The sequence below is a fragment of the Moorena producens PAL-8-15-08-1 genome (assembly GCF_001767235.1).
Classification (GTDB): domain Bacteria; phylum Cyanobacteriota; class Cyanobacteriia; order Cyanobacteriales; family Coleofasciculaceae; genus Moorena; species Moorena producens_A.
The window spans coordinates 9,251,641-9,263,754 of record NZ_CP017599.1 but is presented as its reverse complement, the minus strand read 5'-3'; the positions used below and the strand labels follow the sequence as shown (position 1 = coordinate 9,263,754).

The window sequence follows — 12,114 nt, the reverse complement described above, 5'->3', positions numbered from 1 at the left end:
GATTTGTTTAGTTGGCTATTGGATTGAAGCGATAATGGTAGGGTGGGCAAAAATTTATCGCCGATCAGCTTAATGGAAAAACTCTATTACTTTTTGCCCATAATGGTAGGGTGGGCAAAAATTTATCGCCGATCAGCTTATGGAAAAACTCTATTACTTTTTGCCCACCAAACTCTAGCCAACCCACAGTTAATGATGGTGGGCAAAAATTTATCGCCGATCAGCTTATGGAAAAACTCTATTACTTTTTGCCCATAATGGTAGGGTGGGCAAAAATTTATCGCCGATCAGCTTATGGAAAAACTCTATTACTTTTTGCCCACCAAACTCTAGCCAACCCACAGTTAATGATGGTGGGCAAAAATTTATCGCCGATCAGCTTAATGAAAAAACTCTATTACTTTTTGCCCATAATGGTAGGGTGGGCAAAAATTTATCGCCGATCAGCTTATGGAAAAACTCTATTACTTTTTGCCCACCAAACTCTAGCCAACCCACAGTTAATGATGGTGGGCAAAAATTTATCGCCGATCAGCTTAATGAAAAAACTCTATTACTTTTTGCCCATAATGGTAGGGTGGGCAAAAATTTATCGCCGATCAGCTTATGGAAAAACTCTATTACTTTTTGCCCACCAAACTCTAGCCAACCCACAGTTAATGATGGTGGGCAAAAATTTATCGCCGATCAGCTTATGGAAAAACTCTATTACTTTTTGCCCATAATGGTAGGGTGGGCAAAAATTTATCGCCGATCAGCTTATGGAAAAACTCTATTACTTTTTGCCCACCAAACTCTAGCCAACCCACAGTTAATGATGGTGGGCAAAAATTTATCGCCGATCAGCTTATGGAAAAACTCTATTACTTTTTGCCCATAATGGTAGGGTGGGCAAAAATTTATCGCCGATCAGCTTATGGAAAAACTCTATTACTTTTTGCCCACCAAACTCTAGCCAACCCACAGTTAATGATGGTGGGCAAAAATTTATCGCCGATCAGCTTATGGAAAAACTCTATTACTTTTTGCCCATAATGGTAGGGTGGGCAAAAATTTATCGCCGATCAGCTTATGGAAAAACTCTATTACTTTTTGCCCACCAAACTCTAGCCAACCCACAGTTAATGATGGTGGGCAAAAATTTATCGCCGATCAGCTTAATGAAAAAACTCTATTACTTTTTGCCCACCCTACTAAACTTGCCCACCCTACAGAACTGTCACAAGACTATAATTTAAATCAAGACCAGCTTACTGGTGAGCATATGCAGTAAATTGCCTTTTGAAGGGAGATTTAAACCCTAAAACTATATGCTTTTGGGGAACTCCTGCTTCAACTAATTCATTAGCTACTCCAACTTCAGTGCCATCACTCTGAATCCAAATTTTATTATCTTTTATATCAATATGAATTAAGCTTCCATATTCCCGTCGTTGGTCATACCAACCCACTACCATCAGTAAATAATGATTGCGCTCACTATCAAAAATCATTTGAACTTCTGTCTGATCATCGTTAAGGTTGATAGCGTGGGTTTTCAGGATTTTTTGGACTAATTCATGATAGTTTAAGGTTTCCATGCCGTTCTAGCAACTTTGATGTGTAAAGTATCTTTGGTGATCACCCAGCTATATTTTTCTAGGGCTAACCGAACGGTGTTGTGAAAAATATCCTTGGCTGGCATAGACAGGTAGGCAATTGGAAATGACTTAGGCTTTTTAAGATTTATTATAACTGATATCAATATAAAAAATTCCTCCCGCGCTCTACCGTAACGTCAGCATCGGGAGGAATTTGAGCGGAATTATTAAATTGAGACCATAGGGTAAGAGTTAAACCTTGTTTAACTCGTCTTGGTGACACTCACCTACCCCAAACTTAGCTATTTCCCTCTATAACTAAAACGATCTCACCAGGCAGTTTGTGACATTTTTTTCGACTTAGAGTCCTGTTTTAAGAACTTCCGGCGCTAAAATCTGGGACCAGGTTCAAACAGATTGGCCACTTTAAACTCTTTCGCTCCCACTTCCGACAGCGAGAACTGAATCGTGACGGGACGGGAAACACCTTTACAAAAATCCGGTTTCAGGCGGATGAAGGTAGCAATGGGAGGCTGGGATTTTGCCAATATGGTTGTGAAGTCCTCTTTCTGCGTGCAGCCGTTGCTCGTCACTAGGATCGTGACACCTTTTTCAGTGATGTTTATTCCATGCAATGGTTCTACCGTTGCTGCTAAAGCCGTGGGAGCTGTGACACAGAATACTGCCACTGCGGCAAAGAGCAGGGTCGCCAGACCGAGTGCTAGTCTTGAGAGTGCTTTTTTCAAGGGAAGAGCAGCTGGCTTGAAGCGGTTGAATGGTGTACTTAGCATGATGTTTGAATTAATGATTTTCCGAATTTTGGCCTGATGTTAAAGGGACAGGACGGTCGAGATTATGGAGACCCTCAAGTTTGCCATCCCCTTAAGGCCTGGTCAATTTGGATTGAGCACTTGAAAGACTGAACCATAGGGTCTCCTTGTGGCTTCTGGTTCCCGGAAATTCAGGAATACTCAGGTTTACTGCCCCATCGCACTTTGGAAAAGAGTGGAATTCGGGTCAAGAACTCCTGCGCCATCCGCGATTCTAAGAGCAGGGATATTTAATTGTCAAGAAAATAGAAGATAATCAGAGATAATTACTCTTAAGTACAAAAACTGCGGATGCTTCGCTTTTTTACAGAAAAGTACCAACAAAGGCAGTTGCGATTAGCCCGAAGGGCTACGCTACGCGATGAAGCGTTTCGGCAAAGCCGACGCTTCGCGAACGCGAAGCGTGGCCAAAGGCCTCAGCTTCCGCCAAAGGCGATCGCATCCTTGTCAAAGCAATACCCTAAACCTGAATAAAATAAGTTAATTTCTAATCCTAACTTATTATTTTCAATGATTGGCTAGATTAAGTAAAGTCCTTGCTCAAATAATTCCTATCAGTGTTCCCTGCTCCCTGCTCCCTGCTTTCTATAAAAATGTACCGAACCTAAGTGAAAAACGCTATAGTTAATCGTTTATTATAGCGCTATAGTTAAGCTATGGAAAGTATATAGTCACTCAAGCAAGCAAGCAAGTTATCCTGCAGCGCTAGCTTACCTGACCTCTGCTGAAATCTTAACTATCACCCTACCAGCCTTGCCAGCACCAAACACCTCAGCAGTAAAGTCTCAACGGCTCGACTGGGAGTTGGGTTGGTACTGAGCAGAGTTGGTATTTTGAATAGAAGTACTCAACTTTCAGCACTTTCAGGAATTTCAGCAGCTATTTTTTCAGGACGTTCAGAAGCTATTTTTTCAGTATTTTCAGGACTTTCCGCCATTTCAGCAGCTTTTTTTTCCGCCATTTCAGCAGCTCTTCTCTTAGCTTCGGCCAAGGCTTCCTGCTTATCTTCTTTCCGAACCTTGCAGAACCGTGGAGCCTGATCCATTGGGGGTGCCAATTCTTCTACAAACGCGAAGGCATTTTTGTGGGGAAGGAATCGGGCTTTGACCTGGATGAATTTTGGCTTGCCCTGCTCCTTGAGCTTAGGATTGAATCGGAATGGTTTGACCGAGGAGTCGCGCCAGAATAATGGACAGTGACCAGCTTTGAGTACCCGAGTTCTTTCTGTAGCCTGGTGAGTTTTGAGATAGTTCACTAATTGTTCACTGTGGTTCCTAAAAACTGACACACAGGGTACTTTACAAACAGGAATAAACTGCCACAATCCCGCCAAGATGAAATACCCATTGCCAATCGCTTCAGCCCAAGCATGGGGTCTGTCTTCCTGTAAAATCCCAATTACCTCAAACCGGATATCCTGGAATTTGTTCCTGTCTGGGAAGTGGATCGGCTTAGGATATACCACGAGGCGATGCTCTCGGTTTCCGGCCTCGATGTGCCCCTTGAGAATATCCAGCACATACCTTTTCCGGTTGTGCTTAAGCAGGAAAAAGAGTGGGTAAGCCTTACCCTGGATGGTAATGGTAGGAATTTTTTCCGACAAATCCACCTCACCAGTTATAACCCCAACAGCCATAAACTTTGGTTCTGATGGCTGAATTAGTTCAATTGGTTGAGATGGTTTTACTAATTTCCTGGGAATTTCTGGTTTTTTGATTAGTGTTAGAATTTCTGACATAATTAAAACTGATTGTTTATGTTCTTTACAAAAGACATCTAAAGAAATCTAGGAAATGGCTCGAATAAGTTCCCTGGCAACTGCAAGACGAAAATAGATACCATACAACTGACAGCTTGGCTTCGCCTGATTGCCATCGAGTGTCACCAACCCCATACTTTCTATAGGTGCGCTTGACCCATGAAGAATTAAATTAGCCATGGGTCGCACCTGCTGATAGCCAGTAATCCGTTCTATCGACACCCCCTGATTAGTCCTAACAACTTGTTTCAGTCCTGATCCCAATGGGGACAGATCTGTGATCATAACCAGAAGACCTCGTAGATGGTGGCTATAAATTTCCATAGGTGCGCGCCTTAAGCGGGCGAGTAAACCGCCCTTGGGTCGCACCTCCTAGTGTAGGTGCTGCTTGCAAGAACTTCTTTTATGTTATCTCTCTGACGAGAAAGGTGATAAAGGCCAAGGCTGACCAGATCTCGATCTCCTCCTCCCATGGCTATTAGTGCAATTGGGTTTGACTGCTATTAGTCCAATCAATACCATAGTGCTGCCCTAAATTCTGCCCCTGCTTTGGCCTAACCTGCTTTGGGCGCTTATTAGACTTCGGCGCAGTTGTCAGGGGAAAGGGGAAAGGAGAAAGAGATTAGATTTGAGTCTACCCCAAACCTGTTGATGCCAAAATACCAGTATGAACAATAGCTCTTGGGCAATAGGTCTTGGGCAATAGGTCTTGATCAACCTCAGTTTTATGTAAGAAATTGGCTGGTGTTTTGAGAAGATAGGAGACATAATTCAGAATTCAGGAGAATAATTCAGACGTTATTGGGAGAATACATAGCTTAATTGCCCATTAAACTCTGATTAATTCCAAATTAACTATAAAATTAAGTTATTATGGCTACTGACTCGAAGCTCGAAGCTCCTGACTCCTGGATAAAGTTGGTGATGTCGAACTCAGGTTGGGCAAGACTAGGATACTCGAAAACCACCTGGACTTAATTCACAAGATTTTTACTTTTTTTTTACAATTCACCAAATTTTCACATTTAGTTTAAAAAAGCTTTCAAAAAATTTGGCTAGTCTTCATGATAAATTTATTAAAATTCTACTTATTTTTTCATATCCTTACTTATATAACCTAACTGGGTTGTTTTTACAGCACCTTTGAACGGCACAGGAAGCTGCAAACAGCGAGTCAATCCCAAATGGACTAGTTTGGGATTGACTCGTAATTATCACTATTAGCCACAGCATCAAAAGGAATTGCTACAACCCACACTCACCTCAACCAGGTTTTGTAGCAATAATAGTGCGGTGACGAGGATCGCTGGCTACCGTAGTCTGATAGTCAAAACCAACCTTAATCATCGCCCCTTCCACATCAAAGCTGTAGTAGTCATCACTCCAAGGTTCTGTACTTTTCATCAACACAAACAGTGCAGGGGGCAGATTCTGGATGACTGGGGAGGCAGGATTATTGTCTACAACACCAAGGCAGCCACCAGGTCGTAGAATCCGTAGCACTTCCGAAAAAATTTCCTCTGTTGCTTGGCGCGGTAGTTCGTGGATCACAAACTGTAACGTGACCACATCAAATGAATTGTCGGGTAAACCGGTGTCCTCTCCTTTGCCATGGATCCATTCTGATATTTCTGCTGTCTCATCCATGGTCTTGGCCACAGCCAGCATATAAGGGGATAAGTCTAACCCAACTGTGCGGATTTTGCCCTTTGTGATCCTGGAGTAGTAGTGGTGTAGCGTTAAGGTAGATATGCCCACTGAGCAGCCAATGTCTAGGACATCTGTGACTATCTCGGGATTATATTGTCCTAGTACTTTATGAAAACTACTTCGTAATCGTTCTTGTGCCGAAAGCCAAGTGAGTTTTTCTTCGCGCCAAACCCTCAACCCCATAGCGTGGGTAGCACTGCCAGCTTCAAAGGCAGCTTCCCAGCATAGGTTTCCCTGGTCATAAGCATGGAAAGGGACTTTGTAGTAGTCTGGGTAGACTAGGCTAGGGTTAGTAATCTCGGATAGTAAGGTCTTCGCTCCTGATTTTTCTAACTCCTGGTAGTTTTTCCGCCACTCAATCCCATTTTTTTCTGCGGTTTTAATTAGCACCTGTCTGGCCTGGTGTTGCATCACCTTGTAGATCGGCTTGGTGTCGATCAACAGATTAACGAACCGGGAGAGTAAGTCATCCCCGGCCCAGTCTGGTTTGAGCTTGGTCTTCATCAGTATTCAAAAATTATCCCAATGATTAGCTCATCTAATTATTTCATAGCGGTATGATTGCGCGGTATTATTGCTCTGCCCCAGCACCGATTTCAGTTAAAGTAACTATACAGTGGGGTCAACGATAATGAAGTATTGACTCTCCCCGCTTTAAAAAGACGGGGATTAGTTAAGAGTCCATAAAAGAACTCTTACAGGCGTAGTCAAAGCGCCCCTACTGAGTTCTGCCAATTTAATTTTGACAGTTCCCGCTACTTTTTTAAGAGAAAATTAGGCTTTCCGGGTACTACCACAATTGTCAGTACGATACGCTCTGCGATCTGCAATTATTTACCCGTTCACAAGAGGATTAACGCAATGCAATCATTGAGGGTCGGTATTTCTCCGGTACTAGAATCGCTTCATCACGTAGGCGTTTATCCTTACTCACTTCTTCATTATACCACGGCAGGTGAGCAATCCCTCACCTGCCGTGTCGCGTTTCCACCCCGGATTAAAATCATGGGGCTACCACGCTCCCGCGTTCTTCCGTGTGGGAGAACGTTACGTTTATTCCTACCTACAAATAGAATTAATGGCTAATGATTCTTAACAACCCAAAATCCCAAGTGGACAAAAGCTGGAGTAGTTGGGTCATAGTTCTATTACTGCTGGTGTGGATAGCGATCGCAGCAGGTTTACGGTTTACCTATCTGGCCGGAAAACCCCCCTGGTCAGATGAATTTGCCACCCTAGTGTTTAGCCTGGGCAATAGTTTTCGGAGCGTACCGCTGGATCAGGTGATTACCTCAGATACCCTCTTAGCTCCCCTGAAACCAAACTCTAGTGCTAGCATCAATTCCGTTATTAATAACCTAATCACGGAGAGTAATCACCCACCACTGTACTTCGTCCTCACCCATCTGTGGCTGAAGCTGTTTCCAGCCCATGGTAAATTGGTATCCCTGTGGCTAGCGCGATCCTTAAGTGTCCTACTGGGAGTAATTTCCATTCCAGCCATGTTTGGGTTAGGTTGGTTAGGGTTTCGCTCTTCCCTGGTGGGTCACTTCGCAGCAGCACTGATGGCTGTTTCACCCTATGGCATCTATCTGGCTCAAGAAGCTCGACACTACACTTTAGGGATTCTATTGGTTATCGCTTCAGTCAGTTGTTTAGTGTACGCTACGCGATCGCTTCGACAGCAGACTCCCTTGCCGATTTACATAGCATTAATCTGGATTATTGTCAATAGCTTGGGCATAGCTGTCCATTACTTTTTCGTCCTCGTGATCGCAGCTGTAGGAGTGGTAATGCTTGGGTTGCGGATTCGGTCAGGGGGTTCAGTGTTTTCTTGGAAGTACTGGTGGCGAATTTACGCAGTGGCGCTCGGGACATTAATGGGAGTCTTAGTTTGGCTGCCAATTTTGCCACGCCCCTCCAGTAATCGTTTGACAGAGTGGGTTCACCAAGACACAACCCTGAGCAATTTGCTCGAACCGTTAGCTAGACTCTTGTCTTGGATGATCACCATGGTCGTGATGCTGCCAGTAGAAGGGCAATCCCTACCGATTATGGTCGCCTCTGGACTAGTAACAGTAATATTGGTGCTCTTGATCGTGCAACTGTTGCGTCGAGGACTCAGAATTCAGAGCTTACACTCCCAGACTAAGGTCATGACTCAGGTTCTAGGCGGTTTCGTGGTGGGAGCGATCGCATTATTCTTGTTAATCACTTACGGTCTTGGCATTGATTTGACCTTAGCCGCTCGTTACCAGTTTGTCTACTTCCCCATCGTAATTATCTTACTAGCAGCAAGCTTTGCCAGTTGTTGGAGAGCTGCCCAAGGGAAAGATCAGCAATGGGTAGCACTAATCCTGTTGATGGGATTGGTAGGTGGAGTCATAGTCGCATCCCATGTGAGTTACCAAAAAGCCGATCGACCGGATCTTGCGATCGCTAAAATGTTAGAGATTAGTGATTCCCAGTCTCAATCCCTGCCAGTCCTGATTGCCACAGTTCACAAAAGCCATGAACAAACAGGAGAAATCATGGGCTTAGCTTGGGAATTGAACCGTCGCCAAGTCGTTGATGCTGCCATTAATTCACCCCAGTTTCTCTTGGCACATAAAGACACCGAGCCAAGGGTGGCTACAGAAACGCTACAAAAAACTGTGGCTCAACTGCCCAAACCTTTAGAATTGTGGGTAGTCAATTTTTCTGCCTCTGTTGAGTTAAAAGCCCAAGGTTGTATTAAGGATAAACAATCTATATCTAAAGTCCCTGGTTATCGATTTCGACGGTATTACTGTCAGAACCATGGGGCTGAGGGCATTGAATAGGGGAGAGTATGGGCACAGGGAGGAGTGTTGGAAGTGTGGGGGGAGAGGGAATAAATAGTTTTCGATAATTTGGTATAGTTAAAGATATTTTTGCTTATTTTTATCCTACTTCCTGCACAGACATCAGCCATTTTGCTAAACGTTTATTACTCGATTCAACACTTCTGGCTTAATCCCTAATACTTAATACTTAATACTTAATACTTAATCCTTAATAGTCTCTGTTCCCTGTTCCCTGTTCCCTGTTCCCTGTTCCCTGTTCCCTGTTCCCTGTTCCCTGTTCCCTGTTCCCTGTTCCCTGTTCCCTGTTCCCTGTTCCCTGTTCCCTGTTCCCTATAAAACTTGGCAATTGCTGTAATTGTATGGTATATTTCCGAATAAATTAATAGCGCTAGAGTAAGTTGTCCGATCATGATAGATACCACCCAAGCTGCCTATCTTCTAGGTATTTGTCCTCAACGAGTTCGCCAACTCCTAAAAGAGGGCAGAATTCAAGGAGCCGAAAAAGTTGGTCGCTTTTGGCGGATTCCCCTATATAACGGTATGCCCAAGATAGTTCCCGGTAGCCGAGGACCACAAGGCTCCTGGAGAAAACAGCCCAGCAAATCCCTGACTCACATCTACCTCAACTCCGAAGTACTTCACAAGAATGAAACAAACCATACAACAGACCCAGTGATTACAGTTAAACGGGGTAATCGCGATATCAACTGTCATTATGTAGAAATCAGCGGGCCATCCCGGTTAGTCTATCGACCCGAATCTCCCAAGAATGGTGGTGCCACCCTTTGGATAGAGGTTGAGCCTAATGTGGAGGTTGTAACTAAGGTTTTTGGTCAGTATTAACATGTTTAGAATTAAGCTCAACCACTTCTAGGCTGTATCCTCTTTGCTTAGCAATCCGCTTAGCTTTGGCTTGGGCTTGACTGAAGGAATCAAATTTGAGTGCTCCCCCTGGATGAGGACACCAATTTAACCGTTCCATCCCACCTAATAACTCTAATGAAGCTAGGTAATTAGAACTTTTGGATTCAAATAATACGTACCTAGGTCGGGATGAAGTGCTGTTAGTACCGTCGTGAGATTCTTGGCGACGTTGTTGTTTTAGTTTTGACGCACGACCCATAGCAGACCTCTAGAAAACTAGTGTTGAATGTTTAAAAAATTATTATTCCAGGGGCAGGTGATTATTAACTAAAGTAAAATTTTAGGTTTACCAAAGATAGTGTAAATCCAGGACAAACCCAGGCAAAACCTCCTCCCCTGATAAACTCTTAGGAGACTCCAACACCTCCACAACTTGACCTGGTCGATAAATTTCTACTTGCCGTCGTTGAGGATTAATTAACCAGCCCAGACTTACCCCATTTTTTCGATATTCCTCCATCTTGGATTGAGTCACCGTTAACCTATCACTTGGAGACATTAATTCTAGCACAAAATCCGGGCAAATCGGTGGAAACTTCTGGCGTTGCTCTGGTTTAAGTGAATCCCAGCGTTTTTGTTGAATCCACGCTACATCCGGAGAACGGTCAGCACCATTAGGGAGTTTAAAGCATGTCGATGAATCAAAAACTTTACCTAGCTTAGTTCGTCGATTCCAGATCACAAAATCAGCATTTATTTCTGAATTACGGTTACCAGTTTCTCCGCCAGTAGGTGACATAATAATCACTTCTCCCTTGGCATTGCGCTCAAATTTAATCTCCGGGTTATTTCGACATAACTGATAAAATTGCTCATCGGTAAGTTGGATAATGGAATTAAAATTTACTGTAAAAGCAGTCATGGTAATTATATAGCTTTTGTATTTGAGATTTGAACACACGTATTTCAGTAAAAGGCAAAAGGCAAGAGGCAAGAGGCAAAAGGCAAGATTGTTAAGAGCTAAGGAGTTTTATTGGATAATAAAAAAACAGCTCCTATGTTGACATATAATTTATAAATGCTATCGAACGAAACTTATATAACCGATTTAACAGTAAATATTGCTTAATTATTGCTCAATTAAAAAATAGTGATTCTCTTAAATAATCGCTACACGAACGCCAAACAAATTTTAGGCTTACCAAAGATAGTTTAAATTTAGGACAAACCCAGGCAAAACCTCCTCCCCTGATAAAGTCTTAGGAGACTCCAACACCTCCACCACTTGTCCTGGTCGATAAATTTCCACTTGCCGTGATTGAGGATTAATTAACCAGCCCAGACGTACCCCATTTGCTAGATATTCCTCCATCTTGGCTTGAGTCACCGTTAACCTATCACTTGGAGACATTAATTCTAGAACAAAATCCGGGCAAATCGGTGGAAACTTCTGGCGTTGCTCTGGTTTAAGTGAATCCCAGCGTTGTTGTTTAATCCATGCTACATCCGGAGAACGGTCAGCACCATTAGGGAGTTTAAAGCATGTCGAAGAGTCAAAACAAACTCCTAATTTAGCTTGTCGATTCCAAATTCCAAAATCAGTAGCTAGTTCAAAATTTTGTTTACCAGTTTCTCCCCCAGTAGGTGACATAATAATCACTTCTCCCTTAGCATTGCGCTCAAATTTAATCTCCGGGTTATTTCGACATAACTGATAGAATTGGTCATCGGTCAGTTGGATAATGGAATTAAAATTTACTGTAAAAGCCGTCATGGTGATTTAAAATGTAGGTAGAATGGTAGGGACTATTGGACTTATGATCAATTTCCACAGGGATGATACACTCAGGACTATTATTTCTGACATTATTCACAGTAGTACTAACGGGATAAACACTCATCTTTTCGGCATCATAGGGAATCAGTAGTGGCTGCAATAGCTCCCGTTGACTTACCTGATTATGCAGCCAGAAATCATAATCCCTAGGTTCTAATATGACTGGCATCCGATCATGAATCGGACTGATAAGGTCATTAGCTACTGTGGTTATAATTGTACAAGAAGCAATTATCTCACCCGCTGGATTTTTCCAACGATCCCAAAGTCCTGCAAAAGCAAACGGACGCTTATCTTTCCTCTGGAAATACAACGGTTGCTTCTTGCCATCTTTTCTTCGCCACTCATAAAAACCATCCGCTACAACCAAGCAACGCCGACGACGGAATGCACTACGAAATGCTGGCTTTTCTGCTACCGTTTCTGCTCTAGCATTAATCAGCTTTGCACCAATTTTAATATCCTTTGCCCAACTAGGAATTAAACCCCAACGAAACAATTGCCATTGTCGCTCGCTATCGTTTGAGGGGTTTAAGACTGTTGCTACCAGCTGAGTAGGGGCAATATTGTACCGAGCCTCTTGGGTTGGTACATCATCTAAATTAAAAGCTCGCGCTACGCTTAACCCTATAGTTGTCAGGGTGAATCTACCACACATACTGGACGTGATTTAGTATTTATGTACTATTTTAGAAGCCAGTTATCCGTC

Annotated in this window: 16 protein-coding genes; 5 read left to right on the top strand and 11 right to left on the bottom strand. The window is 43.1% G+C overall.

The window, feature by feature from the left end:
* Positions 1-265 precede the first annotated feature (265 nt).
* Together BJP34_RS33980 and BJP34_RS33970 are read left to right on the top strand one after the other, a co-directional pair.
* Positions 266-880 (top strand): hypothetical protein, encoded by a 615-nt coding sequence (locus BJP34_RS33980; RefSeq protein ID WP_149031335.1) that lies wholly within the window; start codon positions 266-268, stop codon positions 878-880.
* A 124-nt stretch (positions 881-1,004) separates the two neighbouring features.
* Positions 1,005-1,238 (top strand): hypothetical protein, encoded by a 234-nt coding sequence (locus BJP34_RS33970; protein WP_149031334.1) that lies wholly within the window; start codon positions 1,005-1,007, stop codon positions 1,236-1,238.
* A 12-nt stretch (positions 1,239-1,250) separates the two neighbouring features.
* Here the strand turns inward: BJP34_RS33970 and BJP34_RS33965 are convergent, their stop codons facing one another.
* The 3 genes from BJP34_RS33965 to BJP34_RS33960 form a co-directional block, all read right to left on the bottom strand.
* The gene (locus BJP34_RS33965) at positions 1,251-1,580 is read right to left on the bottom strand and encodes a XisI protein (protein ID WP_070396145.1); all 330 of its coding nucleotides are present in this window, start codon (positions 1,578-1,580) and stop codon (positions 1,251-1,253) included.
* Positions 1,568-1,684 carry an element excision factor XisH family protein gene (locus tag BJP34_RS38125; RefSeq protein WP_083305491.1) on the bottom strand — a complete coding sequence of 39 codons (117 nt, stop codon included), beginning with the start codon at positions 1,682-1,684 and terminating at the stop codon, positions 1,568-1,570. The genes BJP34_RS33965 and BJP34_RS38125 overlap by 13 nt, the downstream gene beginning before the upstream one ends.
* A gap of 285 nt (positions 1,685-1,969) precedes the next feature.
* Entirely contained in the window at positions 1,970-2,371 is a 402-nt protein-coding gene (locus BJP34_RS33960) for a hypothetical protein (RefSeq protein ID WP_070396144.1), read from the bottom strand.
* Between the two features lie 330 nt (positions 2,372-2,701).
* Here BJP34_RS33960 and BJP34_RS41735 point away from each other — a divergent pair, with 330 nt between their 5' ends.
* Positions 2,702-2,884, top strand: coding sequence for a hypothetical protein (locus BJP34_RS41735; RefSeq protein ID WP_149031333.1), 183 nt, complete (start codon positions 2,702-2,704; stop codon positions 2,882-2,884).
* A 373-nt stretch (positions 2,885-3,257) separates the two neighbouring features.
* Here the strand turns inward: BJP34_RS41735 and BJP34_RS33955 are convergent, their stop codons facing one another.
* From BJP34_RS33955 to BJP34_RS33945, 3 genes are all read right to left on the bottom strand, one after another.
* Entirely contained in the window at positions 3,258-4,148 is an 891-nt protein-coding gene (locus BJP34_RS33955) for a hypothetical protein (RefSeq protein WP_070396143.1), read from the bottom strand.
* A gap of 48 nt (positions 4,149-4,196) precedes the next feature.
* Positions 4,197-4,493 (bottom strand): AAA-like domain-containing protein, encoded by a 297-nt coding sequence (locus BJP34_RS33950; protein WP_083305490.1) that lies wholly within the window; start codon positions 4,491-4,493, stop codon positions 4,197-4,199.
* Positions 4,494-5,432: 939 nt separating this feature from the next.
* Entirely contained in the window at positions 5,433-6,383 is a 951-nt protein-coding gene (locus tag BJP34_RS33945) for a class I SAM-dependent methyltransferase (protein ID WP_070396141.1), read from the bottom strand.
* Between the two features lie 581 nt (positions 6,384-6,964).
* Between BJP34_RS33945 and BJP34_RS33940 the strand changes: the two genes are divergently transcribed.
* Positions 6,965-8,701: a glycosyltransferase family 39 protein gene (locus BJP34_RS33940; protein WP_070396140.1), complete on the top strand. Its 1,737-nt coding sequence runs from the start codon at positions 6,965-6,967 to the stop codon at positions 8,699-8,701.
* Positions 8,702-8,898: 197 nt separating this feature from the next.
* Here BJP34_RS33940 and BJP34_RS38120 read toward each other — a convergent pair whose 3' ends face one another.
* Positions 8,899-9,126, bottom strand: a complete 228-nt coding sequence (locus tag BJP34_RS38120; RefSeq protein WP_149031332.1) for a hypothetical protein — start codon at positions 9,124-9,126, stop codon at positions 8,899-8,901.
* Between BJP34_RS38120 and BJP34_RS33935 the strand changes: the two genes are divergently transcribed.
* Positions 9,113-9,547 (top strand): helix-turn-helix domain-containing protein, encoded by a 435-nt coding sequence (locus tag BJP34_RS33935; RefSeq protein ID WP_070396139.1) that lies wholly within the window; start codon positions 9,113-9,115, stop codon positions 9,545-9,547. The two genes, BJP34_RS38120 and BJP34_RS33935, sit on opposite strands and share 14 nt — an antisense overlap.
* Here the strand turns inward: BJP34_RS33935 and BJP34_RS33930 are convergent.
* From BJP34_RS33930 to BJP34_RS33915, 4 genes are all read right to left on the bottom strand, one after another.
* Positions 9,525-9,827, bottom strand: coding sequence for a hypothetical protein (locus BJP34_RS33930; RefSeq protein WP_070396138.1), 303 nt, complete (start codon positions 9,825-9,827; stop codon positions 9,525-9,527). The genes BJP34_RS33935 and BJP34_RS33930 overlap by 23 nt on opposite strands.
* 87 nt (positions 9,828-9,914) lie before the next feature.
* Positions 9,915-10,490 (bottom strand): Uma2 family endonuclease, encoded by a 576-nt coding sequence (locus BJP34_RS33925; protein ID WP_070396137.1) that lies wholly within the window; start codon positions 10,488-10,490, stop codon positions 9,915-9,917.
* A 276-nt stretch (positions 10,491-10,766) separates the two neighbouring features.
* Positions 10,767-11,342, bottom strand: coding sequence for a Uma2 family endonuclease (locus BJP34_RS33920; protein ID WP_070396136.1), 576 nt, complete (start codon positions 11,340-11,342; stop codon positions 10,767-10,769).
* Complete coding sequence (locus tag BJP34_RS33915; protein WP_070396135.1) at positions 11,317-12,063, bottom strand: SOS response-associated peptidase; 747 nt, start codon at positions 12,061-12,063, stop codon at positions 11,317-11,319. Before BJP34_RS33915 ends, BJP34_RS33920 begins: the two co-directional genes overlap by 26 nt.
* Between the last annotated feature and the right edge of the window lie 51 nt (positions 12,064-12,114).